This is a genomic window from Actinokineospora baliensis (genome assembly GCF_016907695.1).
GTDB lineage: Bacteria > Actinomycetota > Actinomycetes > Mycobacteriales > Pseudonocardiaceae > Actinokineospora > Actinokineospora baliensis.
This window is the reverse complement of record NZ_JAFBCK010000001.1, coordinates 6,708,722-6,734,352: the sequence shown is the minus strand read 5'-3', so window position 1 is coordinate 6,734,352 and position 25,631 is coordinate 6,708,722. Positions and strand designations below refer to the sequence as shown.

Annotated in this window: 22 protein-coding genes and 1 riboswitch; of the genes, 18 read left to right on the top strand and 4 right to left on the bottom strand. The window is 70.7% G+C overall.

Annotated features, from left to right (window positions below):
- Positions 1-52: 52 nt before the first annotated feature.
- The 10 genes from pgeF to JOD54_RS29785 all read left to right on the top strand — a co-directional run bounded on the left by pgeF (position 53) and on the right by JOD54_RS29785 (position 11,100).
- Complete coding sequence (pgeF, locus tag JOD54_RS29830) at positions 53-757, top strand: peptidoglycan editing factor PgeF (protein WP_204455280.1); 705 nt, start codon at positions 53-55, stop codon at positions 755-757.
- Positions 754-1,482, top strand: a complete 729-nt coding sequence (locus tag JOD54_RS29825) for a YggS family pyridoxal phosphate-dependent enzyme (protein ID WP_204455279.1) — start codon at positions 754-756, stop codon at positions 1,480-1,482. The genes pgeF and JOD54_RS29825 overlap by 4 nt, the downstream gene beginning before the upstream one ends.
- A gap of 111 nt (positions 1,483-1,593) precedes the next feature.
- Positions 1,594-2,214, top strand: a complete 621-nt coding sequence (locus JOD54_RS29820) for a cell division protein SepF (protein ID WP_204455278.1) — start codon at positions 1,594-1,596, stop codon at positions 2,212-2,214.
- Positions 2,215-2,233: 19 nt separating this feature from the next.
- Positions 2,234-2,518, top strand: a complete 285-nt coding sequence (locus JOD54_RS29815) for a YggT family protein (protein ID WP_372440361.1) — start codon at positions 2,234-2,236, stop codon at positions 2,516-2,518.
- A 48-nt stretch (positions 2,519-2,566) separates the two neighbouring features.
- Positions 2,567-3,391, top strand: a complete 825-nt coding sequence (gene wag31, locus JOD54_RS29810) for a DivIVA-like cell division protein Wag31 (protein ID WP_204455277.1) — start codon at positions 2,567-2,569, stop codon at positions 3,389-3,391.
- Between the two features lie 57 nt (positions 3,392-3,448).
- On the top strand, positions 3,449-4,078 hold the full coding sequence (locus JOD54_RS29805; RefSeq protein ID WP_204455276.1) for a hypothetical protein: 630 nt from the start codon (positions 3,449-3,451) through the stop codon (positions 4,076-4,078).
- A gap of 56 nt (positions 4,079-4,134) precedes the next feature.
- Positions 4,135-5,352, top strand: coding sequence for an MFS transporter (locus JOD54_RS29800; RefSeq protein ID WP_307860394.1), 1,218 nt, complete (start codon positions 4,135-4,137; stop codon positions 5,350-5,352).
- Positions 5,353-5,364: 12 nt separating this feature from the next.
- Positions 5,365-5,988 (top strand): hypothetical protein, encoded by a 624-nt coding sequence (locus tag JOD54_RS29795; protein WP_204455274.1) that lies wholly within the window; start codon positions 5,365-5,367, stop codon positions 5,986-5,988.
- Positions 5,989-6,206: 218 nt separating this feature from the next.
- On the top strand, positions 6,207-9,344 hold the full coding sequence (ileS, locus tag JOD54_RS29790; protein WP_204455273.1) for an isoleucine--tRNA ligase: 3,138 nt from the start codon (positions 6,207-6,209) through the stop codon (positions 9,342-9,344).
- Positions 9,345-9,495: 151 nt separating this feature from the next.
- Positions 9,496-11,100: a penicillin-binding transpeptidase domain-containing protein gene (locus tag JOD54_RS29785; RefSeq protein WP_307860393.1), complete on the top strand. Its 1,605-nt coding sequence runs from the start codon at positions 9,496-9,498 to the stop codon at positions 11,098-11,100.
- Here JOD54_RS29785 and JOD54_RS29780 read toward each other — a convergent pair.
- Both JOD54_RS29780 and JOD54_RS29775 read right to left on the bottom strand, forming a co-directional pair.
- The gene (locus tag JOD54_RS29780) at positions 11,097-12,884 is read right to left on the bottom strand and encodes a hypothetical protein (protein ID WP_204455272.1); all 1,788 of its coding nucleotides are present in this window, start codon (positions 12,882-12,884) and stop codon (positions 11,097-11,099) included. The genes JOD54_RS29785 and JOD54_RS29780 overlap by 4 nt on opposite strands.
- A 273-nt stretch (positions 12,885-13,157) precedes the next feature.
- Positions 13,158-13,637, bottom strand: coding sequence for an SRPBCC family protein (locus tag JOD54_RS29775; RefSeq protein ID WP_204455271.1), 480 nt, complete (start codon positions 13,635-13,637; stop codon positions 13,158-13,160).
- 53 nt (positions 13,638-13,690) lie between these two features.
- Here JOD54_RS29775 and JOD54_RS29770 point away from each other — a divergent pair, with 53 nt between their 5' ends.
- The 7 genes from JOD54_RS29770 to JOD54_RS29740 all read left to right on the top strand — a co-directional run bounded on the left by JOD54_RS29770 (position 13,691) and on the right by JOD54_RS29740 (position 20,084).
- Positions 13,691-14,281, top strand: a complete 591-nt coding sequence (locus JOD54_RS29770; RefSeq protein WP_372440360.1) for a TetR/AcrR family transcriptional regulator — start codon at positions 13,691-13,693, stop codon at positions 14,279-14,281.
- Positions 14,278-14,565 carry a DUF167 domain-containing protein gene (locus JOD54_RS29765; protein ID WP_307860392.1) on the top strand — a complete coding sequence of 96 codons (288 nt, stop codon included), beginning with the start codon at positions 14,278-14,280 and terminating at the stop codon, positions 14,563-14,565. Before JOD54_RS29770 ends, JOD54_RS29765 begins: the two co-directional genes overlap by 4 nt.
- An 85-nt stretch (positions 14,566-14,650) precedes the next feature.
- Positions 14,651-16,132 carry a potassium/proton antiporter gene (locus JOD54_RS29760; protein ID WP_307860390.1) on the top strand — a complete coding sequence of 494 codons (1,482 nt, stop codon included), beginning with the start codon at positions 14,651-14,653 and terminating at the stop codon, positions 16,130-16,132.
- Between the two features lie 55 nt (positions 16,133-16,187).
- Positions 16,188-16,303, top strand: a riboswitch (SAM riboswitch).
- A gap of 39 nt (positions 16,304-16,342) precedes the next feature.
- Positions 16,343-17,701 carry an aminotransferase class V-fold PLP-dependent enzyme gene (locus JOD54_RS29755; protein ID WP_204455268.1) on the top strand — a complete coding sequence of 453 codons (1,359 nt, stop codon included), beginning with the start codon at positions 16,343-16,345 and terminating at the stop codon, positions 17,699-17,701.
- A 43-nt stretch (positions 17,702-17,744) separates the two neighbouring features.
- Positions 17,745-18,353 (top strand): signal peptidase II, encoded by a 609-nt coding sequence (gene lspA, locus JOD54_RS29750; RefSeq protein ID WP_372440359.1) that lies wholly within the window; start codon positions 17,745-17,747, stop codon positions 18,351-18,353.
- A 41-nt stretch (positions 18,354-18,394) separates the two neighbouring features.
- Positions 18,395-19,279, top strand: a complete 885-nt coding sequence (locus tag JOD54_RS29745; protein WP_204456805.1) for an RluA family pseudouridine synthase — start codon at positions 18,395-18,397, stop codon at positions 19,277-19,279.
- Positions 19,280-19,352: 73 nt separating this feature from the next.
- Positions 19,353-20,084: a hypothetical protein gene (locus JOD54_RS29740; RefSeq protein ID WP_204455267.1), complete on the top strand. Its 732-nt coding sequence runs from the start codon at positions 19,353-19,355 to the stop codon at positions 20,082-20,084.
- A 1-nt stretch (position 20,085) separates the two neighbouring features.
- Here the strand turns inward: JOD54_RS29740 and JOD54_RS29735 are convergent, their stop codons facing one another.
- Positions 20,086-21,054: an Lrp/AsnC family transcriptional regulator gene (locus JOD54_RS29735; RefSeq protein WP_204455266.1), complete on the bottom strand. Its 969-nt coding sequence runs from the start codon at positions 21,052-21,054 to the stop codon at positions 20,086-20,088.
- Positions 21,055-21,306: 252 nt separating this feature from the next.
- Positions 21,307-21,942, bottom strand: coding sequence for a nucleoside/nucleotide kinase family protein (locus JOD54_RS29730; RefSeq protein ID WP_204455265.1), 636 nt, complete (start codon positions 21,940-21,942; stop codon positions 21,307-21,309).
- A 130-nt stretch (positions 21,943-22,072) separates the two neighbouring features.
- On the opposite strand from JOD54_RS29730, the gene dnaE reads away from it, so the two are divergent.
- The gene (gene dnaE, locus JOD54_RS29725; protein ID WP_204455264.1) at positions 22,073-25,606 is read left to right on the top strand and encodes a DNA polymerase III subunit alpha; all 3,534 of its coding nucleotides are present in this window, start codon (positions 22,073-22,075) and stop codon (positions 25,604-25,606) included.
- Positions 25,607-25,631 lie beyond the last annotated feature (25 nt).

Here is a 25,631-nt window from a genome sequence, read left to right as displayed (position 1 = left end):
CGGGGACGCTAGGTTTGGCGGGTAAGGACTCCTAGCGGGTGTGGGGTGCGGTGTGCGGATTCGACGCGTGGTCACAACACGCGAAGGTGGGGCGTCCACGGCGCCCTACGACACGTTCAACCTGGGCGACCACGTCGGCGACGCCCCGGCCGCGGTGGCCGCCAACCGCGACCGGTTGGCGGCCGAGCTGGGTCTGCCCGCCGACCGCCTGGTGTGGATGGAGCAGGTGCACGGCCGCACCGTGGGCGTCGTCTCCGGGCCGGTCGAGGACAAGCTCGAAGCGACCGACGCAGTCGTGACCGCAGAGGCCGGGCTCGCCCTCGTGGTGCTCGTCGCCGACTGCGTCCCCGTGCTGCTGGCGGACCCCGAGGCCGGGGTCGTCGGCGCGGTGCACGCCGGGCGCGTAGGCGCGCGGGTCGGCGTTGTCCCGGCCGCGCTCGAGGCCATGGCTGGTGCCGGAGCCGACGTTCGCCGCGTGGAGGTCCTGCTCGGCCCGTCCATCTGCGGTGAGTGCTACGAGGTCCCGCAGGACATGCAGACCGACGTGGAGAAGCACCTGCCGGGCAGCGCCTGCCGCACCCGCAAGGGCACGCCGGGGCTCGACCTGCGGGCAGGCCTGTGGCGGCAGCTCGCGGACGCGGGCGTGGCCCGCATCGGCATCGACCCGAGGTGCACCACAGAGGACCGCTCGCTGTTCAGTCACCGCAGGGAAGGCACCACTGGGCGATTGGCCGCGGTCACCTGGGTGCAGCCGTGACCGACCGGGCCGCCGAGATCGCCGCGAACCTGGCCGAGGTCCGGGCCCGCATCGCCGCCGCCTGCGCCGCGGCCGGGCGCGACCCCGCCGAGGTGCGGCTGCTGGCGGTCACCAAGACCTTCCCGGTCGAGGACGCTGCGGTCCTGGTCGACCTCGGCGTGCTCGACCTGGCCGAGAACCGGGAGCAGGAGGCGGGTCCCAAGGCCGAGGCGATGTCCGCGCTGCGCCCCGACGCCGCGCCCCGCTGGCACATGGTGGGCAGGCTGCAGCGCAACAAGGCCAGGTCCGTGGTCCGGTGGGCCGCCCAGGTGCAGTCCGCGGACTCCGAGCGGCTCGTCGAGGCGCTCGGCAAGGCCACCACCGCAGCGCTCGCCGAGGGGGAGCGCACGGCGCCGCTGGAGGTGCTGCTGCAGGCGAGCATCGACGGCGACCCCGAGCGCGGCGGCTGCCCCCTCGACGGCTTGCCCGCGTTGGCCGAGCGGGTAATTCGATCGAGTGATCTCCGCCTCCGCGGGATCATGGCCGTGGCGCCGTTGGGCATGGAACCTTCGGCGGCCTTCGAACGTCTTGCGGGTGTGGCAGGCAGCCTGCGCGCCGAGTTCCCCTCGGCCGTGGAACTGTCCTGCGGCATGAGTAACGACCTGGAGCGGGCGATCGACTACGGGTCGACGTGCGTGCGTGTCGGAACCGCGCTGCTGGGGGGACGCGGGCTAGCCTCCCCATAGCAAGAACGGACCCCGGCGGGCAAGATCGCCACACCCGGGGTTGAGGCTTGCGGGGACGTGGTAGTCGGACAAGCACACGCACGACCACGCTCGGGGAACCGGAGGAACGGCATGAGCACGCTGCAGAAGCTGAAGGCCTACTTCGGCATGGTCCCGGCGGACGAGCTCGACGACTACGAGGCCGAGGAGTACGACCGGCGCGGCTACCGCCCGGACTACGCCGAGGACGAGTTCGAGGACTACCCGGGTGGTCGGCGCCGGTGGTTCGGCGGCCAGCGCGGTGGCTACCGCGACGAGGTCGAGGACGACTACGAGCCCGCGGAGCGGGGGCGGCCGCGCCCGGCGTGGACCCCCGCGACCGTGCCGGACCCGCAGACGCACGGCGCGCTCGCGGTGGAACCGCGCCGCGAGCAGCCGAGCAGGCCGCGCCAGCCGGAACCGGCCGGATATCCACTCGGTCGGGTGATCACGCTGCACCCGCGCAGCTACATCGAGGCGCGCACGATCGGCGAGCACTACCGCGACGGCCGACCGGTGATCATGAACCTCACCGAGATGGACGACGCGGACGCCAAGCGCCTGGTGGACTTCGCGGCGGGCCTCGCGTTCGCCATGCGCGGCTCGATGGACAAGGTCACCAACAAGGTGTTCTTGATCTCACCACCCAACGCCGACCCCACCGCTGAGGACAAGCGGCGGTTGGCCGAGGGTGGGTTCGCCACCCGAACCTGAGTGATGGCACAGTTGACCCGTGGAACCACTGCTGCTCGCCGCCTTCTGGGTGTTGTTCGCCTTCTGGCTGCTGCTCACCGCGCGAGTCGTGGTGGAGCTCGTCCGCACGTTCGCCAGGGACTGGCGGCCCGCGGGTGGGGTTGCGGTAACGCTGGAGACCATCTACACAGTGACCGATCCTCCGGTACGTCTGGTCCGTCGGCTCATCCCGACGATCCGGATCGGAGGCGTGGGCCTGGACCTATCGATTATGGTGCTGCTGTTGGTCGTATTCATTCTGATGCGACTGGCGTATCCGGGATGACGGGGACACCTCGGATGGCCGCAGCCCTGGAGTGCGTGAGGTGATCAGATGTCGTTGACCCCCGCTGACGTGCACAACGTCGCGTTCAGCAAGCCTCCCATCGGCAAGCGGGGCTACAACGAGGACGAGGTGGACGCGTTCCTCGACCTGGTCGAGGTGGAGCTGTCCCGCCTGATCGAGGAGAACAACGACCTGCGCGCGCAGGTCGAGCAGCTCGACGCGCAGCTGGAGTCCACCCGCGCCGACCTGGAGGACGCCCGCACCGCCGGGGCCACCGTCGCCCCGGTCCGCGCCGTGGAGGAGCCCAGGCGGCTGCAGCCGGTGCCGCCGCCGAGCTCGCTGGAGCAGACCAGCCCCGGCGGTGGTGGCGATCACCACGTGCAGGCGGCCAAGGTGCTCGGCCTGGCGCAGGAGATGGCCGACCGGCTCACCGGTGAGGCCAAGGCCGAGGCGGACGGGATGCTCGCCGAGGCGCGCACCAAGTCCGAGCAGCTGCTCTCGGAGGCCAGGGCGAAGTCCGACACCATGGTCAACGAGGCCCGCACCCGGGCCGAGACCATGCTCAACGACGCGCGGACGCGGGCCGAGACGCTGGAGCGGCAGGCCCGTGAGAAGGCCACCACGCTCGAGCGCGACGCCCAGCGCCAGCACACCGAGATCATCGGTGCCGTGCAGGCCGAGCGGACCACGCTGGAGAAGAAGATCGACGAGCTGCGCACCTTTGAGCGCGAGTACCGGACCCGGCTCAAGACGTTCCTGGAGTCCAGCCTGCGCGAGCTCGGCGACCGCGGTTCCGCGGCGCCGACCACGGAGGCGCGCGGCGCGGGACAGCAGAGCGGCTACTCCTTCGGCCCGCGCGCCGAGGCCGGCTGACCAGATCCGGGTAGGCGGCGGGCCTGAGGCCCGCCGCCGCCGGGCTGGACGCTCATCGTGCTGTTCATCGTCTTAGCGCTGGTGCTCGGTGCCTTCGGGCTGCTGGTCGCCGCGCTCACCACGGCCAACACCGTGTGGGCGTGGATCTCGGTCGTCATCTCCGTGGTGGCGGCCGCGATCCTGCTGGTCGACTGGCTCGGCGCCCGCAGGCGCCGCGTTCCCGCGGACACCGCGCCACCGGGGCCCATCGGAGCCCCTGACATCGAGCGGATCGACCCGGCACCGCCGGTCGAGCCGCTGGACACCGGGCAAGCCCGGTTCGAGCCGTACTCGGCCCCACCTGAGCCCGCCGACCTGTACCCCAGCGCCGATCAGGCGGTCGGGGGCGCCGTCGGCCAGGTCGAGGTGGACCAGGACCGGGAGCCGGACGAGGAGTCGACCGACGCCGCGGACCTGCTCGTGGTCTCGGACCTGCGGGCCGACGTGCGGGTGCTCGACGAACGCCCGCGCTACCACCTGGCCCGCTGCGGCTGGCTGGGCGCGCGGTCGTCGATCCCGCTGCCGGTCGCCGAGGCCAGGCAGCTCGGGTTCACCCCCTGCGCGCACTGCACGCCGGACGCCGTGCTGGCGGCCCAGTACCGAGAGGGTCGGCTCCGACCCGGCGAGGGTGCCCCGACTTCCGAGTGACGGTCGTCACCGGTGGTTCGCCCCTGCGCGGGTGTGCTCCTCGGCACGCTGTTGTGGTGACCACCACCACACCGGGGCTCGGGCCCGATTTCACCCGCTTGTGGGCGACTTCGGCGGCCACCAACGTCGCCGACGGGATCATGATCGCGGCCGGGCCGCTGCTGGTCGCGCGGTTGACCGACGACCCGGTGGCCATCGGCGCGGTCGCCTTCGTCGCCCAGCTGCCGTGGCTGCTGTTCTCACTGGTCAGCGGCGCCCTGGTGGACCGGTGGGATCGCCGCCGGGTGGTCGTCGCGGTGAACCTCTACCGCGCGGTCGTGGTGGGGGCCCTCGCGACGGCCGTGTGGGCCGACGTCGTCTCGGTCTGGTTGGTCTACCTCGCGTTCTTCCTGATCGGGGTCGGTGAGACCCTCGTCGACACCGCCGCCAGCGCGCTCGTGCCCGACATCGTCGCCGTCACCGCGCTGCCCACGGCCAACGCCCGCCAGCAGGCGGTGGCCATCGTCGGCAACATGTTCGTCGCGCCGCCGTTGGGCGCTGCCCTGTTCGTCGTGTCGGCGGTCCTGCCGTTCGGCTTGGAGTCCGCGCTGTTCCTCGTCGGTGCCGTGGTGGCGGCGACCGTGCGGTTCCGCCCTCCGCCGCGCCCGGTCGCTCAGCGGGCGCGGATGCGTGAGGAGATCGCCGAGGGGCTGCGGTGGGCCTGGTCGCACACGCTGCTGCGGGCGATGGCGGTGGCGCTGTGCCTGATGAACATCGCGCTGATGGCCACGGTCGCGATCCTCGTGCTCTACGCCGAGCAGCGGCTGGGCCTCGGCGAGGTCGGGTTCGGCCTGCTGTTCGCCGCGTTGGCCGCGGGCGGGTTGCTCGGGTCGGCGGTCGCCCCCTGGCTGCAGCGGCGGGTGGGCGACAGCGCGCTGGTGCGGATCGGGTTGCTCATCGAGACCGCGACCCACTTCGGGCTGGCGCTGACCACCGACGCCTGGGTGGCCGGGGCGATCAACGTCCTGTTCGGCGTGCACGGCGCGGTGTTCGGGGTGGTGCTGACCTCGGTGCGGCAGCGGGCGGTGCCCGAGCACCTGCGCGGCCGGGTCGGCGGGGTGTACTCGCTGCTGATCATCGGCGGGTCGGCGGTCGGCTCGCTGGTCGGCGGGTTCATCGCGCGCGGGTTCGGGATCACCGCGCCGTTCTGGGCGGCGGGCGTGGCCATGGTGGTGTTGACCGCCGTAGTCTGGCGCGGGTTCCGGCCCGCCGCTTTCGCCGTGCCAGCGCCGTGACGGAGGTCGAAGATGCCGGTCGACGGGTACTGCGAGCGCACCGGGCCGGAGTTCTGGTCGGAGCCGGTCAACGCCTGGACCAACGTGGCGTTCCTGATCGCCGCCTTCTTCGCCTATAGGCACATCCGCGGCAAGGGCATGCCTTGGTGCGTCACCGCGCTCGTAGTGATCCTCGTGGCGATCGGCCTCGGTAGCTTCACCTTCCACACTGTGGCCACGAGGTGGGCCGCGTCGTTGGACGTCGCTCCGATCGTGGCGTTCATGCTCACCTACGTCATCATGTTCCCCAAGCTGTTCTTAGGGCTGCGGTGGCGTTGGGCGTGGCTGGGTGCTCCGGTGTTCATCGCGTTCGCCGTCCTGGTCAACTTGGTCGTCAACGGTGGCGCCTACCTGCCCGCGTTGCTCGGGATGGTGGCCCTTGCGGTGATCACGGCAGTGCGGGGCGAGCGCGACTACGCACTGTGGTTCGCCGGTATCGCCGCCGTCTTCGGGGTATCGCTCGCGTTGCGCACGGTCGACCCGTCGGTGTGCGGCGGCTTCCCGCTGGGGACGCACTTCGCCTGGCACGTGCTCAACGCGGTGGTGCTCTACCTGCTCATCCGGGTGGCGGCCAACCGGGTGGCGAGCCGGGGCTAGACTCGGTCGCACAGGCGCGGATCCGGCCATCACCGGGGAGCCTCCGGAAGAACGGGCGCGAGCCCCAGTAGAACCGGACGGGTGGCCCGTCACAGCCGACCGAACGAGTGGTCACCTCTCCAGGTGGCAAGCGGGGTGGTACCGCGGCCGTGGCGGCAGGGAGTCGCCGGGAGTCGTCCCCGTGTGGGTCCGACCGATCCGTACGAGGAGTACCACCCATGGGTTACCCCAGGGCTTTCACCGGCGAGCCGACCGTGCCCGCCCAGCCGTCCTTCCCGAACCTGGAAACCGCCGTCCTGGACCACTGGTCCGCCGACCGGACCTTCCAGGCCTCTGTGGACGCCCGCCCCGCGGGTGACAACGGCGGCAACGAGTTCGTCTTCTACGACGGCCCGCCGTTCGCCAACGGCCTGCCGCACTACGGGCACCTGCTGACCGGGTACGTCAAGGACCTGGTGCCGCGGTACCAGACCATGCGCGGCCGCCACGTCGAGCGCCGGTTCGGCTGGGACACCCACGGCCTGCCCGCCGAGGTGGAGGCGGAGAAGCAGCTCGGGTTCTCGTCCAAGAGCGACATCGAGTCCTTCGGCATCGAGAAGTTCAACGAGGTGTGCCGCACCTCGGTGCTGCGCTACACCGACCAGTGGCGCGACTACGTGACCCGGCAGGCCCGCTGGGTGGACTTCGACAACGACTACAAGACCCTCGACCTGGACTACATGGAGTCGGTCATGTGGGCCTTCAAGTCCTTGTACGACAAGGGCTTGGTCTACGAGGGATTCCGGGTGCTCTGGTACTGCTGGCGTTGTGAGACGCCGCTGTCCAACACCGAGACGAAGATGGACGACACCTACCGCGACCGGCAGGACCCCGCGGTCACTGTTGGCCTGAGGCTGCAGGCGCCGGGTACCGACCTCGATGGCGTGCAGGCGTTGGTGTGGACGACGACCCCGTGGACGCTGCCGTCGAACCTCGCCGCCGCAGTGCACCCGGATGTCGACTACGTCGTGGTGGAGTCCAACGGGCAGCGCTACCTGCTCGCAGAGGCGCGAGTCGGCGCCTACGCGCGCGAGTTGGGCGAAGAGGTTCCCGTTGTCGCGCGCTACAAGGGAAGCGACCTGCTCGGCACGCGCTACCTGCCGCCGTTCGACTTCTTCGTAGGGCGCACCAACGCGCACCAGGTGCTCGCGGCGGACTACGTCACGACTGAGGACGGTACGGGCATCGTCCACATCGCCCCCGCGTTCGGTGAAGAGGACAAGGTCGTCACCGACGCCGCGGGCATCGAGGTCGTCATCCCGGTCGACCCGCACGGTCGGTTCACCGGGGAGGTGGCGCCCTACGAGGGGCAGCACGTCTTCGAGGCGAACAAGCAGATCATCCGCGACCTCAAGGACGCGGGTCTGCTGCTGCGCCACGAGACCTACGACCACCCCTACCCGCACTGCTGGCGCTGCGACAACCCGCTGATCCAGCGCGCGGTGTCGTCGTGGTTCGTCGCGGTCACCCAGTTCAAGGACCGGATGGTCGAGCTGAACCAGCAGATCAACTGGGTGCCGGGGCACATCAAGGACGGCCAGTTCGGCAAGTGGCTGGAGAACGCGCGGGACTGGAACATCTCCCGCAACCGGTTCTGGGGCTCGCCGATCCCGGTGTGGGTGTCCGACGACCCCGACCACCCCAGGGTGGACGTCTACGGCTCGCTCGACGAACTGGAGCGCGACTTCGGCGTGCGCCCGACCGACCTGCACCGGCCCTCGATCGACGAGCTGACCCGGCCCAACCCGGACGACCCGACCGGGGCGTCGACCATGCGCCGGGTGCCGGAGGTGCTGGACTGCTGGTTCGAGTCCGGCGCGATGTCCTTCGCCCAGGTGCACTACCCGTTCGAGAACCGCGAGTGGTTCGAGGACCACTACCCGGGTGACTTCATCGTCGAGTACAACGGGCAGACCCGCGGCTGGTTCTACACGATGCACGTGCTGGCCACGGCGCTGTTCGACCGGCCAGCGTTCACCAACTGCGTCGCGCACGGGATCGTGCTGGGCGACGACGGGCAGAAGATGTCCAAGTCGCGCAAGAACTACCCGGACGTCAACGAGGTGTTCGACCGCGACGGGTCCGACGCGATGCGCTGGTTCCTCATGGCCAGCCCGATCCTGCGCGGCGGCGACCTGGTCGTCACGGAACGCGGTATCCGCGACGCGGTCCGGCAGGCCGTGTTGCCGCTGTGGAACTCGTACTACTTCCTCGCCCTCTACGCCAACGCCGAGGGCAAGGAGGGGACGTGGCGCACCGACTCGACGCACGTGCTGGACCGCTACGCGCTGGCCAAGACCCGGCAGCTGGTCGAGTCGGTCACCGCGGCGCTGGACGACTACGACATCTCCGGTGCCTGCCAGACCGTCCGCGAGTACCTGGAGGTGCTGACCAACTGGTACGTCCGCCGCTCCCGGGACCGGTTCTGGGCGGGCGACACCGACGCGATCGACACCCTGCACACCGTGCTGGAGGTCGTGGCCAGGCTGACCGCGCCGCTGCTGCCGTTCACCGCGGAGGTCGTGTGGCGCGGGCTGACCGCGGGCCGCTCGGTGCACCTGGCCGACTGGCCCGCCGCGGCCGACCTGCCCGGTGACGACGCGCTGGTGGCCGGGATGGACCGGGTCCGCCAGGTCTGCTCGGCGGCGTTGGCGCTGCGCAAGGCGAACAAGCTGCGGGTCCGGTTGCCGCTGGCGCGGCTGCTGGTGGCCGCCGAGGACGCCGCGGTGCTGGAGCCGTTCACCGAGCTGATCCGCGACGAGGTCAACGTCAAGGCGGTCGAGCTGACCACCGACGTCGCCGCGCACGGGCACTTCGAGCTGGCCGTCAACGCGCGTGCCTGCGGGCCGCGGCTGGGCCCGGACGTGCAGAAGGTGATCCGCGCGGTCAAGGCGGGCGAGTGGTCGACCACCGAGGCAGGCGCGGTCGTGGCGGCGGGCATCGAGCTGCGCGAGGGCGAGTACGAGCGGCGGTTGGTGGCCACCGACGCGGGCGCGACGGCTGAGCTCCCGGCGAGTTCGGGTCTGGTCGTGCTCGACACCGCGGTCACCGCGGAGTTGGCGGCGGAGGGTGTGGCCAGGGACCTGGTCCGGATCGTGCAGCAGGCCCGCCGCGACGCCGGGCTGGAGGTGTCGGACCGGATCGTGCTGACCGTGGACACGTCCTCGGCGCCGGAGCTCGACGCGGTGCTCGCGGTGCACCGGGACTTCGTCGCGGGGGAGACCCTCGCCGACGTGGTCGACACCGGTGCGGCGAGCGCGGCCGAGGGCACTGTCGGTGATGGTCTCGCTGTGCGCGTGGATGTGCGCAAGGTGTGATGGTGCGGTGGCAGTGCCGTGGCTTTCCGCAGGTTGTCTGGTAGCGGGAGGCCACGGCCTGGCATCGTGTGCTCCGACCGTGTGACACGCACACGGACGCGGGGCGCACTGGGGGTAGGGCGTGTCGGAAACGCGCAGACGATGGATCCTCGTGATCGGCGGGGTCCTCGCTGTCGTCATCATCGGTTTAGCGGTGTTCGTCCTGGTACCCGGGGAATCGGCGCCCGCGAAGGCCGGTGCTGGCAAGGATGCCGTGGAGGACACCTCGGCCGTACCTTCTCAGCCTTCGGCCGCCCAGGTGGCGGGCGAGTTCTTACGAGCGTTCTCCACGCAGCAGTACAGCGTCGCGGCGCAGTTGACCGACGACCCCGCGGGGTCCGAGAGCGTCCTTACCGCCGTCAACTCGGCCTTGCGGCCCGAGGTGGTCCTAGCGACCATGAACGTGCTGCCGGAGGACACGGATACGCAGCCAAAGGCGAGCTTCAAACTCAGCTGGCAGCTCGCAGGCGGGCAGACCTGGAACTACCCGAGCGAGTTCGGGCTGGTCCGCTCGGGACCGCGTTGGGTCGTGCACTGGGTGCCTACGCTGGTGCACCCACGCCTGGTGCCCGGCACCCAGCTCGCGCTTATAGGCGCCGCAGGGCAGGCCAACGCGGTCCTCGATCGCGATGGCGCGCCTGTGATGACCTGGCAGGGACCGACCGCTAGGGCGACGGACCCCAAGCTGGCACCGATGCTGATCGGCGCGCTCTCACGGACAGCGACCCCGCAGGACGCGGCGGGTCTTAGCCGGATCGCGTTGGTCGACGCTGCCGGCAAGGAGATCGAGAACCTGTTCGGCACGGTCACCAAGCCCGCGGAGCCGTTGCGCACGACGGTCAGCGTGAAGGTGCAGAACGCGGCGCAGGCCGCCGTCGACTCGGTGTCCGCGCCCGCCTATCTGGTCGCGATCCAGCCGTCCACCGGGGGGATCCTCGCGGTCGCGCAGAACGGAACGGCCGGTACCGCGCCCAAAGCGCTCAACGGCCTCTATCCGCCGGGGTCCACCTTCAAGGTCGCGACGGCCGCTGCGTTGCTGGGATCGGGCAAGGCCACGGTCAACACGGTGGTGCCCTGCCCGGGGACGAAGATGGTCGGGACCCGCACGATCCGCAACGCGGACTTCGACCTCGGTGACGTGCCCCTGCACGTGGCTTTTGCGAAGTCCTGCAACACCACCTTCGCCGCGCTGGCCGCCGAACTGCCGCTGGACGCGTTGCCCAAGGCCGCCGCCCAGTTCGGGCTCGCCGCCGACTTCGAGGTGCCGGGTCTGACCACCGAGACCGGCCGGATCGACGCGGCGAGCGGGACCGCGCAGCAGGCGGAGAACAGCATCGGTCAGGGCACGGTGCAGGCCAGTCCGTTCGGGCTCGCGCTGATGGCGGCGACGGTGGCCAAGGGCAGCGCGGTGACGCCCGAGTTGTTCACCACGGTCAAGACCACGGTGAAGACCGGCTACAAAGCGCCGTCCGCGGCGGTGATCGGCGACCTGCGGGCGATGATGCGCGAGGTCGTGACCGCCGGTCGTGGTGAGGCGTTGCGCGGATACGGCGCCGTGCACGGGAAGACGGGGACCGCGCAGTTCGGGGACGGGTCGCAGGCGCACGGGTGGTTCGCCGGATACCGCGGTGATGTCGCGTTCGCCGTGCTCGTCGAGAACGCGGGTGCCGCGGCTCCTGCGGTGTCGGTGACGGGCAAGTTCCTCGGCGCCATCTAACCGAACGGGATAAGCAAGCCCGCCGGGGTGCCCGCGGGGTAGCGGATCAGCACGCCTTCCGAGGTGGTGGTGACCGACTCTGGGCGCAACACGCCGTTCTGGCTGGTGAAGAACTGCGCGATCGCGTCAGCGGGCTCCTCGGCGGCGGTCAGCAACGCCTGGCGTCGAGGCTGGTTGGCGGCGTCTTCCCCGGCGACGGGTGGTAGTGCGGTTACGCGTACCGGGCGCGTTTGGGCTAACGCAGACAGGGTCGTTAAGAGCCGTGGATCGGTACGGCCAGTCCTAAGCGCTTGGTCGACTGTGTTAGGCGCGGCGACGCGGGGGGAGTCGGCGATCTTCATGCCCGCGTCCATCCGCGCTTGGCGCTCTTCGGTGTCCGGCGCGCCAGCGAGGGCGGGGCGGTGGATCTCTACTCGGTCGTACCCGGTTCCGAACACCGCGACGACCTCGCCGGTGGCAGCGGCTTCGGCAAGGTCTGGGCGGTTCGGGAGGAGTAAGCGCATTCCCGGTGTGACTACGAGCCAGGACTGGGGAGCGCAGGCCGCGGTGCAGTCACCGGGTCGCGTGGCAGCCGTTGGTGTGCGGCCTGCGCGAAGGAGTTCTACCCAGGTGATGCTGTCGGTGACGACCGGAGTGGTGGGCAGGTTCTCTTGCAGCCAGCGGGAAGCGTCCGCCATGGGCTTGGGGTTGACGCCGGTCGTGGTGACCATGCGTAGGCCGTCTATCCAGTTGGGGACCGCGGCGGCTGCAAGAGCGACAGCCAGGACAGTCGCCGGAATGCGGATGGGGCGGGATGAGCGCTCTATGGCGCCCGCGATAAGAAGCGCGGCAGGGGGAACTGCGAGGATCAGCGCTGCGGTACCAGGACCGCCCGGGATCACGGCGATGGCGATAAGGGCTAGGACTCCGACCGCCAATGGCCGCAGGCGGTAGGAGAAGAGGGCTAGAGCAGTTGCTAGAACACCCGCCGCCGCGAACGCGGGATCGGCGGCGACCCACGTCGATGCTGACGGGCCTTCTGCCGCGATGCGAAGTCCCGCCAACGCCGCCGCCGCACCCATGCCGATCCCGGTGCCAAGGACGAACAGCGACGACAGCATGAGCGACAGTCGTCTGCGGCCGCGACGCCACAGGAGCCAAGCCGCGGTGACGATCAGCAGCAGTGCGACCGGTGCGGTGATCACAGCGATCACGAGGAAGACTGTGGCCCACAGATCCGGCGCGAGCCTGCGGTGCTTACGTGGCGTCCACAGCAAGATGATTCCCGCCAGCGCCCAGGGCATGGCGATGTTCTCCGGCCTAACGCCAATCTGAAGCCCTAAAGCCATGGGAGACACGGCAACCACCGCAACCGCTATGGCCCCGGTTAACCGCGATAGGCCCATCCGGCGCGATAGGAACCACAGAAGCACCGCGGTGATGGCGGCGGTGAGGACCATTGGTTCACGGGCAGCGCCTATAGCCGTTGTGTGCCTTACGAACGCGTCGGTCAGAGCCGTGTACCCACCGGCCTGCAGCCACGCGAGCGGAGACGCGTTCGCGTCCAGCAGCATGCCCATCGAGTCGACCCCGAACACCTGCGCGACGTTGCGCCCTTCGCCCGGCCGCGGGACAGAATCGAGCGCCCCGATCCGCAGCACCGCGGCGAGCGCCGCCACCCCAGCCACCGCCGTCACGGTGAGGATGTCCAAGTCCGACTCCCGCGCTCGAGCCTGCGCAGCGGCCCACAGGCTCCGCACGCCGAACCGGTCGGGGGACTCCACGCTCCAGCGGTGAGAGGTCATGTGGCTGCCCGCTCGGCCGTCCCGGTGCGGCACCGGGAGCGAGCAGGAACCCCCTTCGGTGGCCGATCCGGCGAGTCGATCGCACCATCGTAATCCCGTGCAAACGCAAGTGCACAGTGCAACTTTGCGTGGCCGCGGCGGGGGGCCTTACGAGTGATGCAGCAGTGCGTACTGGGCCATTCGGGGGTGGGTGCGGTGCGCCGTTTTCGTCGCGGCGGGCCGCGCGGTTGGTCCACGATCGAGTGAAGCTCGCGGAGGAGCGGACCCGGCGGATCAGCGGGATCTGAGGCGGCGGAGGAGGCGGACCCAGGGGGACCAGCGGGCTTTGTGGGCGGGCGGGTGGCCCACGGCGCGTTCGGCGTTGTCGAGCATGTCTTCCAGGAGGGCGTCGTGGAGCCAGCGGATCACCAGGGGCCAGAGGACGTGTCCGGCACCTTGGGGTCGGGCGGTGATGTCGTGGCGGAGGATCGAGGTGTTGGGGGTTTGGCCGGGCAGGAGGGTGAGGGCGTGCTCGCCCGCCAGGGGGGCTCCGGGGGCGAAGGCGAGTTCGACCCGGCGGCCGGGGATGTAGTCGGTGCAGGTGTAGTGGATGGGGCCGTGGCCGCCGGTGGCGCCGACGGCCAGGGGGCGGTCCAGGGACAGGGCGGGCCAGCGGGCGGGCCAGATGCCGTCGGGGCTGGCCATGGCGTCGATCAGGTGCCCCGCGTCGGCGACGGGGACGGGCAGGGCGCGCTGGTGGCGGTTGTGGATCACGAGCACTCCTTCCATACGGTTCCGTATGGTTTACCGTACGCTAACGTATGGTCGTGCCGCGCCGAACCAGGGACGACTGGACCGCCGCCGCGCTCGCGGCGCTGGCCGAGGGCGGGCTGGCCGCGGTCGCCGTCGAGCCGTTGGCGGCGCGGGCCGGGGTGACCAAGGGCAGCGTGTACTGGCACTTCCCGACCAGGGACGCGCTGGTCGAGGCGACCCTGGCGCGGTGGGAGCAGGAGCACACCGAGCGGGTCATCGCGCACGCCGAGCAGGGCGCGACCCCGGCCGAGCGGCTGCGCAGGCTGATCGGCGCCGTGCTGCACCCCGAGCGCGGGATCGACGTCGAGTTGGCGCTGCACGCCAGCCTGGGTGATCCGCTGGTGGCCGCCGCCGTCGCCAGGGTCGGTCAGCGGCGGATGGACTACGTCGTCACCCTCTTCACCGAGCTCGGCTTCACCAAGTCCCAGGCCCGCCGCCGCGCGGTCACCGCGTACGCCGTGTACCTCGGGCAGGCCAAGCTGCACCGGACCAACCCCGATGTCGTCCCCAGCACGCCCGCCGCCAAGCGCGCCTACCTGGCCGACGTCATGGGCGTCCTGCTCGCCGACCCGCCGCCGACCCGGTCCGCGGAGGTGGACGGGTGACGGGGTTCCGGTTCGGGGTGCGGGTCAAGCCGGGTGCGCGGCGCGAATCGGTCGGTGGTCGGTGGGGCGAGGACGGGGCGCTGGTGGTCGCCGTGCGGGCGGGGGCGGTCGAGGGGAAGGCCAACGACGCGGTGCTGCGGGCGCTTGCGGCGGCATTCGGGGTGCCGCGCCGGGACGTGGTGATCGTGGCGGGGGAGTGGGGGCGGGACAAGGTCGTGGCGATCGACCCGGAGCCCGCTGGAGCGGACGAGGTGCTGCAGCGGCTGCTGGGAGCCACTTCGTGATCAACGCCTCACCTTCGGGTGGGGGTCGGGTGGCCGCGGGCGGCAAGGGACAATGCTCGCGATACGGACGGGAACTGGAGGTGGCGTGCGGGAGCTGACCTTCGCGTTGGGGATCGGTGCGGCCGTGCTGCTGGTCGCGGTCTTCGCGGTACGGGCCTCGGTCCGGCTCGGCTTGCCGTCGTTGTTGCTCTACCTCGGACTCGGGCTGGTCATCGGCGAGGCGGGGCTGGGCATCGAGTTCTCGAACGCGGAGCTGACCCAGTCGCTGGGGCTGGCCGCGCTGGTGCTCATCCTCGCCGAGGGCGGGCTCACCACCCGCTGGCGCGAGGTCAAGTCCGCGCTGCTGCCGGGGATCGCACTGTCCACAGTGGCGGTGGTGATCACCATCGTCGTCACCGGCGCCGGGCTGCACTGGATACTCGGCTTCGACTGGCGGCTCGCCCTGCTCTGGGGCGCCGTCCTCGCGTCAACGGACGCCGCCGCGGTGTTCAGCGTGCTGCGCAGGCTTTCCGTGTCGCGCAGGCTGGTCGGCTCCTTGGAGCTCGAGAGCGGCATCAACGACGCGCCCAGCTACATCGCCGTCGTGGTTCTCGCCTCCGCGGATGACGTCGACTGGCTGCTGTCGCTCACCGCCGCCTACGAGCTCTCCGCCGGTGCCGCTATAGGCCTCGTTCTCGGTTGGATCGGTTCGCACGGCTTGCGGAGGGCGGCGCTACCGGCGACCGGCCTGTACCCGCTGGCCACGGTGGCCGTGTGCGTGTTGGCCTTCGCCGCGGGCCAGAGCGTCCACGCGTCAGGGCTGCTCGCGACCTACCTCGCCGCTCTGGTGCTGGGCAACGCCAGGTTGCCCCACCGCTCGGACACCCTCTCCTTCGCCGAAGGGCTGGGCTGGCTGGCCCAGATCGGCCTCTTCGTCCTCTTGGGACTCTTCGCGTCGCCGTCGCGGTTGCTCGACGCGATCGTGCCCGGTCTGGTCGCGGGCGCGGTCATCACGCTGATCGCGCGGCCGCTGTCGGTCGTGATCTCCATGCTGCCGTTCCGCATGCCCTGGCGAGAACAGGTCTTCCTCTCGTGGGCCGGTTTGCGCGGTGCGGTTCCGATCGTGCTCGCGATGATCCCGCTCTCGCAGAACGTGCCGGGCGCGCAGCGGTTGGTGGACGCGGTCTTCGTCCTCGTGATCGTGCTGACCCTCGTGCAGGGCACGACACTCGGCGCACTGGCGCGGGTGCTAGGACTCGACGGCGGTGCCCGCACCAAGGAGGTCGAGGTGGACGTGGCCACGCTCGACGAACTCGACGCCGAGCTGCTGCAGTTGACCATCCCCGAGGGGTCCAAGCTGCACGGCGTCTACCTGTCCGAGCTGCGCTTGCCCGCCGGGGCGACCGTCAGCCTCGTGGCGAGGGGTGGCCAAGGCTTCACCCCGGTGTCCACCACCCGCCTGCAAGAGGGCGACCAAGTCCTGATCGTGGCCACCCAGCAGGCCAAGCCCGCCACCGAGCAACGCATCCGCGCCGTCGACCGCGCGGGCCGCTACGCGCGGTGGCGGGGCGAAACCGGCGAGGGGTGACCCGCGCCTCACCCCCTCGAGCGAGCGGCCCGGCGTCCGATACAGTCGTCGACAAGGTAATGAGCGCCAGCGTCAAACCCCGGTTTGCTGGCCGGCAACCCTCCTCCGCGGTGGGGTGCCCCGGGTGAATACCTGGTCCTCCCGCGAAGTGCGGGCGGACAAGCGCGGACCCGCTGACGTACCCCGGGTCCTCGGACCTGGAGGTCGGCCATGACGCTCGCTGTACCCACCGCCCGTGTCGAGCAGGCGCCCCTGCCCACGCCCACCGTGCCCGCCGTGGCCGGAGCGCGCTTGCGGGTTCCGCTGGTCGACGGCCGCACGGTGCCTTACGCCAACCTCGACCACGCTGCTAGCGCGCCCTGTCTTGACGCGGTTCGCGACGCGGTCGACGAATTGCTGCCCTGGTACGCCAGCGTGCACCGCGGGGCCGGGTTCGCTTCCCAGGTCAGCACCAAGGTCTATGAGCGTGCGCGCCGCGTGCTGCGCCGGTTCGTCGGTGCCCACGACACCGACACCGTGGTGTTCACCCGCAACACCACCGACAGCCTCAACCTCTTGGCGAAGGCCCTGCCCAGGGCGACTTCGGTCGTCCTGTTCGACACCGAGCACCACGCCGCGCTGCTGCCGTGGCGCGGACCGAACGTGCTGCGCGTGCAGACCCCTGCTGTCGCTATCGACGCGGTCGCCGTTCTGGACGAAGCGCTGCGGTCGACGCCGGTCGGGCCGCGGTTGGTTGTGTTGACCGCCGCGTCCAACGTCACCGGTGAGGTATGGCCGATCAAGGCTCTTAGCGCGGTCGCCCGCTCGCACGGTGCCCGGATCGTTCTCGACGCGGCGCAGTTGGCTCCGCATCGGCCTATAGACATCCGTGCACTCGACGTCGACTACGTCGTCCTCTCCGGACACAAGCTCTACGCCCCGTTTGGCTCCGGAGCGCTTATTGGCCGCGCGGACTGGCTTAAGGCCGCCGAGCCGTACCTGGTCGGCGGCGGCGCTACCGCTCAGGTCGTGGACCGGGGCGATCAGCTCGGTGTCGCGTGGGCTGCCGTGCCCGAGCGGCACGAAGCCGGGTCGCCCAATGTCGTCGGCGCCCACGCCCTCGCGGTGGCGTGCGAGACCTTGGCGAAGGACTGGGACGCGGTCATCGCCCACGAACGCGCCTTGCTGCGCCGGTTGCGCGCCGGTCTCGCGACCGTGCCCGGTCTTCGGTCGCTGAGCCTGTTCGGCGCCGAGCACGACCGGGTCGGCGTCGTCAGCTTCACCATTGACGGCGTCGAGGCGGGCTTGGTCGCGGCCGTGCTGTCGGCCGAGCACGGCATCGGGGTGCGCGACGGCGCGTTCTGCGCGCACATCGCGACCCGCAGGCTGCTGGACCGCGCGGGCGCGCAGGAGGAGCGCGCGGTGCGGATCAGCCTCGGCCTCGGCACCCGCGCCGAGCACGTCGACCGGGTCGTCGCCGCGTTGCGCACCCTGGTCGCCGACGGTCCCGCGGTGCCGTACGCGCTGGTCGAGGGCCGGTGGGCGCCGGTGGACGACCAGCGCGGGCTGCCCGCTTTCCTGGCCGAATAGCCCGCCCGAGTGGTGGGGCGACACCCCGGTGGACAATGGGCCGGTGAGCGCTGAACGTGACGACGACCGCCCGGTGGACGACCGCCCGGTGACCGAGGTCGAACCCGAGCCGGACCAGGCCCCCCCGCTGCCGCGCAGGCGCGGCCTGATCCTGGTCGTCGCGGCGCTGCTGGTCTACGCGGCCGACCTGGTCACCAAGATCATCGTCACCGCCACGCTGGAGGGCGAGGCGCCGATCCGGCTGCTCGGCGGCGCGGTCTACCTGCAGCTGGTGCGCAACCCCGGCGCCGCGTTCTCCATGGCGACCGGCATGACCTGGCTGTTCACCCTGATCGCGGCCGGGGTGGTGGTGGCCATCATCTGGATCATGCCCAAGCTGCGCTCGGTCGGCTGGGCGCTGGGCCTTGGCCTGGTCCTGGCCGGGGCGATGGGCAACCTGACCGACCGGATCTTCCGCGCCCCCTCGGTGTTCCACGGCCACGTGGTCGACTTCGTGTCGGTGTTCGCCCCCAACGGCGACTACTTCCCGCTGTTCAACGTCGCCGACGCGGGCATCTCCGTCGGCGGCGCGCTGATCGTGCTGATGGCCCTGCTCGGCCGCGACTACGACGGCAGCATCGTCACCAAGAAGCCGAAGGGGGAGAAGGCGTGAGCGATTCCCGCACCCTCCCGGTCCCCGACGGCCTCGACGGCATGCGCGTCGACGCGGGACTGTCCAAGCTGCTCGGCCTGTCCCGCACGGTCGTCGCCGCCCTCGCCGAAGCGGGCGACGTGCTGGTCGACGGCCACCCCGCCGGGAAGTCGGACCGGTTGCTGGCCGGGTCCTGGCTGGAGGTGACCCTGCCCGAGCCGGAGCGGCCGATCGAGGTCAAGGCCATCGAGGTCGAGGGCATGGTGATCCTGCACCAGGACGACGACGTCGTCGTGGTGGACAAACCGGTCGGCGTCGCCGCCCACCCCAGCCCCGGCTGGAGCGGACCGACGGTGATCGGCGGGCTCGCCGCGGCAGGCGTGCGCGTGTCGACCTCGGGCGCGGCCGAACGCCAAGGGGTCGTGCACCGCCTCGACGTCGGCACCACCGGTGTGATGGTGGTGGCCAAGAGCGAGCACGCGTACACGGTCCTCAAGCGCGCGTTCAAGGAGAGGACTGTCGAGAAGCGCTACCACGCCCTCGTGCAGGGCCACCCGGATCCGAGCGTGGGCACCATCGACGCCCCCATCGACCGCCACCCGCGGCACGACTACCGGTGGGCGGTCGTGGCGGGCGGAAAGCCGAGCATCACGCACTACGAGACGATCGAGGCGTTCCGCGCCGCGTCGCTGATGGACGTCAAACTGGAGACCGGTCGCACCCACCAGATCCGCGTCCACTTCTCCGCCCTCAAACACCCCTGCGTCGGAGACCTCACCTACGGGTCCGACCCGGTGCTGGCCAAGAGGCTCGGGCTGACCAGGCAGTGGCTGCACGCCCGGTCGCTCGGCTTCCACCACCCGGCGGACGGCCGGTGGGTGGAGTTCACCAGCGACTACCCACCGGACCTGGCGGCCGCACTGGCGGTCCTGGAAGCCGACTACTAGCCGGTTGATCACGACTCGCCGACGGATCGGGGGTGGGTGTTACCGCCGGTTCCGCGGGTGCGACCTGCCGGGTATGAAGAAGATCGCGGTTCTGCTGGCCGTCCTGGCGATGGCGGCGGGGTGTGGGAACGCCGAGGTGTCGGTGAGCACGCCGGACTTCTTGCCGGTGACCGCGAGCGTCACGGTCAGCGAGCACAAGGTCGAGTTCAAGGGCGAGGTGTCGCTGGTGACCCCGCTCGGCGAGGTGTCGATCGGGCTCAAGATCGGCGAGCCGATCCAGGAGGACCGGATCCGGGTGCGGTTCCGCGACCGCAACCGGCTCAACGGGACCGATCAGGTCTTCGACCTGCGCACCGGGGGCGATGAGTTCGAGGCGGTGCTCGACGGGCGGTCGGTGGTGCGGGTGGCCGACCACGAGGTGACGATCGACATCACCGACGCCACGGTGTCGGAGGTGCGGTTCCGGCCGACGGAGGAGTCCACCCAGCTCGCGCGCGGCTGGTGGGCCAACGCCTTCTACCACCCGTTCGACCTGTTCCGGTGGGCTTACGACGACTCGACCATGGCGTCGTGGCCGCCGCTGGGGTTCCTCTGGTTCCTGCTGCGGCTGGTCGTGGCGCTGCTGCTGGTCGTGGTCGACCTCTACCTGACGGCGGTGTTCATCCTCGGGTGGCTCGCGTCTTTGATCTTCGGCAACAGCGGCGGCAACGTCGTGGTCGGACTCGCCGTGCTCGCCAGCATCGGCGCTGGCATCGCGCTGGTGGTGTCGATCAGGGAGGACAACCGGCACGAGTACTACTGGTGAGCTAGTCGACCGTCCACGTCAGCGTCAGCGCTTCCTCGTCCGGGCGCGGGCTCCAGCGCACCGAGCTGATCACCGTCTGCTCCGGCACCACGTACACCGTGTGGCCGCTGGCGATCTCGCCGGGCTGCACCCCGATCCGGTGCGGCGGCCGCGACGACAGCGACACCGGGGCCTTGGTGATGGACTGGCCGTCCGGGCTGACCAGCACCAGGTACAGGTCCGGCAGCGTCGCGAACGGCACCGTGCCGCGGTTGGTCAACTCGGTGTGCACCACGATCGACCGCTCGCCCGGCTGCAACCGGTAGCCCGCGGCGGTGAACAGGTAGTCGGCGGGGTCGACGACCTCGACGAGTTGGATCGCCAGGCGCTCGCCCTCCAGGCCGGAGGTCTCCAGCGACGCCCCGATCTTGCCCTGCCGCGACGCCCGCACCGCGGGTTGCGTGCGGTCCATGGGGCCACCGCCCGCGGGCTGGTCGCCGCGCGCCCAACTGGAACTCTGCGGCGGGCCCCACGTGCTGATCGGCTCGCTGACCGCGGGGAACGGCTGGCTCGGCGGACCCGTCGGCACCGGGAACGGCTGGCTCGGCGGGCCGGTGCGGATCGGTCCGCTCGGCGGCTGCTGGTAGGCGTAGGGGTCCTGCGGCGGCAGGTACTGCGGCGCCATGGGTTGCGGTGCGGCGGCTTGCGGTGCCACCGGTTGCGGTGCGGCTTGCGGGTACGGCTGCGCGTAGCCGGGTTGGGGCGGGTAGCCCATGGGCGCGGACATCCGCGCCAGCGCGGCCCGCAGGCCGTTGGGGTCGCACTCGACGCCGACCAGCAGGGGGAGCCCCGAGCCGGACAGCGCCACCAACCGCGCGGCTGCCTCCCTGGGGTCCATGCCCAACCGCGCGGCGACCTCGTGCACCGCGGCCCTGCCCATCTCGGCCACAACACCGAGCAGGCGGGCGTCAACCGGATCCGTCACGCCCACGGACGCTACCCGGTCGCCCCTGGCCCCGCCCCGGAAGCCGTGGGCCGACACGTGATCTTGCCCTCGGTGATCACCCGCTCACCCGCGGCGGTCGCCGCCGGGCACCGAAGCCGCCGGTCCGGGCGTCAGGTCGATCAGGGGGTGCGAGCGTCCGCCGGACCGCATCGCCGCAGGCCGGCCGCGCTGAGCAGCCCCCGAATCAAGCCTACTCGCGGGGACCGACACCTCGCGGTGCTCGACCCAGGGCCCGGTTCAGCGCGGTGCGTCGTCGAGGACCGCGGGGTGGCGGGGGTCGTCCACCCGGATGCCGAGGTCGGCGGTGTGCAGGGGGCGGACCTCGGCGTCGTAGCGGGCGAAGGCGGGCAGGGCCCAGTGCTCGTCCGGCGGGAGGCGCCGGGTCAGGGCGGGGGGCGACAACCACAGGTGCGCGGTCACGTCCAACGGCAGTCCGCGGCCCAACAACAACTCGCCGTCGATCAGCACGACCCCGCCGGGTGGCAGGTCGACGTACTCGGCGCGGGTGGCCCGGTCCGTGGTGGCGTTCCACAGCGCGGGCAGGACCTTGCCCGTCCCGCCCGCGCCGAGCGGGGCGAGGACCTCGCGCCGGAGGCCGCCCTCGTCGAGCCAGAGTTCGTAGCGGGCGTCCGGGTCCTGCTTGCCGCGTTCAAACCGCAACGAGGCCGGGCGCAGGAAGTCCGCTGCGGCCACCCGCAGCACCGGGTGGCCCAGCACCCGCAGCCGCTGCCCGACGGCGTCGGCGAGCTCGCCGGGCGCGGTCGGCGGCGCGCCGTCGACGGCGACCCTGGCCCACCCGGACCCGGTTCGGGTGTGGACCATCGCGGTCAGCTCATCGGCCACCACGTCGGGTGACACCGGGCGCAGGCGCATGTCCCCACTGTGCCCGCCTGAACCGCCCACGGTCACCCGCTCCGGGCGTTTTCCCAGTGGTAGCAAGAACTTCCGGCGCGTCGCGCACCCAACGCGCCGGGTTGGCGGTGCGGGTCGCTAGGGTGACCGGGTGGCTGACTCCTTCGCTCACCTTCACGTGCACACCGAGTACTCGATGCTCGACGGAGCGGCCAAGCTCAAGGACATGTTCGCCGAGTGCGAGCGGCTCGGCATGACCTCGGTGGCCATCACCGACCACGGCCACACCAACGGCATCTACGACTTCTTCCGGCAGGCGACGGCCGCGGGCATCACGCCGGTGCTGGGCATCGAGGCCTACATCGCGCCGGAGTCGCGGTTCAGCAAGGAGCGGGTCCGCTGGGGCGACCCGAGCCAGAAGTCCGACGACCTGTCCGGGTCCGGTGCCTTCACCCACCAGACGATCTGGGCGCGCAACGCCACCGGCCTGGCCAACCTGATGAAGCTCTCGAGCCTGGCCTCGATGGAGGGTCAGCTCGGCAAGTGGCCGAGGATGGACCGCGAGCTGATCGCCGAGCACTCCGAGGGCCTGATGGCGACCACGGGGTGCCCCTCCGGCGACGTGCAGACCCGGCTGCGGCTCGGCCACGAGAAGGAGGCCATGGAGGCCGCCGCCGCGTGGCGCGACATCTACGGCAAGGAGTACTTCTCGGTCGAGCTGATGGACCACGGCCTGTCGATCGAGTCGCGGGTGCGCGGCGGGCTGGTCGACATCGGCCGCAAGCTCGACATCCCGTTCGTGGTGACCAACGACTCGCACTACACCTACAAGTCCGACAGCTCCGCGCACGACGCGCTGCTGTGCGTGCAGACCGCCAGCACCCTGCAGGACCCGAACCGGTTCCGCTTCGACGGCGACGGCTACTACCTCAAGTCGCCAGACGAGATGCGCGCGGTCGACTCGTCGGACGCGTGGCAGGAGGGCTGCCGCAACACGCTGGTCGTGGCCGAGAAGGTCGACACCGCCGGCATGTTCGAGTTCCGCAACCTCATGCCGCGCTTCCCGATCCCCGACGGCAAGACCGAGGACGAGTACTTCCGCGAGCAGGTGTGGGAGGGGATGCGCCGACGCTTCCCCGGGGGCGTCGACGAGGTGCACACCAAGCAGGTCGAGTTCGAGATCGGCGTCATCCTGCAGATGGGCTTCCCGGCGTACTTCCTGGTGGTCGCCGACCTGATCCAGTGGGCCAAGAACAACGGCATCCGGGTCGGGCCCGGCCGCGGTTCGGCCGCGGGCGCGCTGATCGCCTACGCCATGGGCATCACCGACCTCGACCCGCTGGCGCACGGGCTGATCTTCGAGCGGTTCCTCAACCCGGACCGGGTCAGCCCGCCCGACATCGACATCGACTTCGACGAGCGCCGCCGCGGCGACGTCATCCGCTACACCACCGAGAAGTGGGGCGCCGACAAGGTCGCCCAGGTGATCACCTTCGGCACGATCAAGGCCAAGGCGGCGATCAAGGACTCCGCGCGGGTGCTCTACGGCCAGCCCGGCTACGCCATCGCCGACAAGATCTCCAAGGCCTACCCGCCCGCGGTGATGGCCAAGGACATCCCGCTCAACGGCCTGTTCGACCCCAGCCACAAGCGCTACGCCGAGGCCACCGAGATCCGCGAGCTCTACAACAGCGACCCGCAGGTCAAGGAGATCATCGACACCGGTCGCGGGCTCGAGGGCCTGATCCGCAACGCGGGCGTGCACGCCTGCGCGGTGATCCTGTCGGCCGAGCCGCTGATGGAGACCATCCCGCTGTGGAAGCGGCCGCAGGACGGGTCCATCATCACCCAGTTCGACTACCCGACCTGCGAGTCGCTCGGGCTGCTGAAGATGGACTTCCTCGGCCTGCGCAACCTGACGGTGATCGACGACGCCCTGCGCAACATCGAGCGCAACGGCAAACCGGTGCCCGACCTGGAGACGCTGGGCCTCGACGACAAGAACACCTACGAACTGCTCTCCCGCGGTGACACGCTCGGGGTGTTCCAGCTCGACGGCGGCCCCATGCGCGACCTGCTGCGCCTCATGCGCCCCGACAACTTCGAGGACATCTCCGCGGTCGGCGCGCTCTACCGGCCGGGCCCGATGGGTGCCAAGTCGCACACCAACTACGCGCTGCGCAAGAACAACCAGCAGGAGATCACCCCGATCCACCCGTCGCTGGCGGAGGCGCTCGAAGACATCCTCGGCACGACCTACGGCCTGATCGTGTACCAGGAGCAGGTCATGGCGATCGCGCAGAAGCTGGCGGGCTACACGCTCGGCCAAGCGGACCTGCTGCGCCGGGCCATGGGCAAGAAGAAGAAAGAGGTCCTGGACGCGGAGTTCGTCAACTTCGCGGGCGGCATGGAGCGCAACGGCTACCCGAAGGACGCGATCAAGACCCTCTGGGACATCCTGGTCCCGTTCGCCGACTACGCCTTCAACAAGGCGCACTCCGCCGCGTACGGCCTGGTGTCGTACTGGACGGCCTACCTCAAGGCGAACTACCCCGCCGAGTACATGGCCGGGCTGCTCACCAGCGTCCGCGACGACAAGGACAAGGCCGCGGTCTACCTGTCCGAGTGCCGCAAGATGGGCATCACGGTGCTGCCGCCGGACGTCAACGAGTCGGAGAAGGAGTTCGCCCCGGTCGGCGACGACATCCGCTTCGGCCTCGGCGCCATCCGCAACGTCGGCGCGAACGTGGTCGACGCGATCATCAAGGCGCGCACCGAGAAGGGCGAGTTCGCCGACTTCTCCGACTACCTGCGCAAGGTCGACGCCTCCGGCTGCAACAAGAAGGTCGTCGAATCGCTGATCAAGGCGGGCGCGTTCGACTCGCTCAAGCACCCGCGCAAGGGCCTGTTCCTCATCCACACCGACGCCATCGACGCCATCATGGAGACCAAGAAGGCGGAGGCGGTCGGCCAGTTCGACCTGTTCGGCGCGGCGGGCGGGGCCGACGAGAGCGTCTCCAGCGTGTTCGACGTGCGGGTGCCCGACGACGTGTGGGAGACCAAGCACCAGCTCGCCCTGGAGCGGGAGATGCTCGGCCTCTACGTCTCCGGCCACCCGCTCAACGGCGTCGAGCACATCCTGAGCTCCCAGTCCGACACCACCATCGCGGCCATCCTCGAGGGCAACATCCCCGACGGCGCCCAGGTGGTGATCGGCGGCATCCTCGCCTCGGTGAACCGGCGGGTGAACCGCAACGGCGAGTCCTGGGCCTCGGCGCAGCTGGAGGACCTGGCCGGTGGCATCGAGGCGCTGTTCTTCCCCAAGACCTACGCGGTGGTCGGCATGGGGGTGCTGGAGGACGCGATCGTGCTGGTCAAGGCCAGGGTGGCCAAGCGGGAGGACCGGATCTCGCTGATCGCCAACGACCTGGCGGTGCCGGACCTGTCCAACGCCGCGGGCGCACCGTTCCGGCTGAGCATGGCCGCGACCAAGTGCACGCCGCCGCTGGTCGCCCAGCTCAAGGACGTGCTGGGGGCGTACCCGGGGACCACCGAGGTGCACCTCAAGCTGATCAACGGCCCGCGGCAGACGCTGCTGCGCCTCGACGACGCGCTGCGGGTCACCCCGTCGCCGTCGCTGATGGGGGACCTGAAGGCGCTGCTCGGTCCGGGTTGCCTTTCCTGACCCTGGGTGTGATCGCGGGTACGGT

Excerpts from the sequence above, each read along its gene's own strand:
- JOD54_RS29740 (WP_204455267.1), top strand. The coding sequence starts at position 19,353 with ATGAAGAAGATCGCGGTTCTGCTGGCCGTCCTGGCGATGGCGGCGGGG.
- JOD54_RS29795 (WP_204455274.1), top strand. The coding sequence starts at position 5,365 with ATGCCGGTCGACGGGTACTGCGAGCGCACCGGGCCGGAGTTCTGGTCG.
- JOD54_RS29730 (WP_204455265.1), bottom strand. The coding sequence starts at position 21,942 with ATGCGCCTGCGCCCGGTGTCACCCGACGTGGTGGCCGATGAGCTGACC.
- JOD54_RS29820 (WP_204455278.1), top strand. The coding sequence starts at position 1,594 with ATGAGCACGCTGCAGAAGCTGAAGGCCTACTTCGGCATGGTCCCGGCG.
- JOD54_RS29780 (WP_204455272.1), bottom strand. The coding sequence starts at position 12,884 with ATGACCTCTCACCGCTGGAGCGTGGAGTCCCCCGACCGGTTCGGCGTG.
- JOD54_RS29755 (WP_204455268.1), top strand. The coding sequence starts at position 16,343 with ATGACGCTCGCTGTACCCACCGCCCGTGTCGAGCAGGCGCCCCTGCCC.
- wag31 (WP_204455277.1), top strand. The coding sequence starts at position 2,567 with ATGTCGTTGACCCCCGCTGACGTGCACAACGTCGCGTTCAGCAAGCCT.
- ileS (WP_204455273.1), top strand. The coding sequence starts at position 6,207 with ATGGGTTACCCCAGGGCTTTCACCGGCGAGCCGACCGTGCCCGCCCAG.
- JOD54_RS29745 (WP_204456805.1), top strand. The coding sequence starts at position 18,395 with ATGCGCGTCGACGCGGGACTGTCCAAGCTGCTCGGCCTGTCCCGCACG.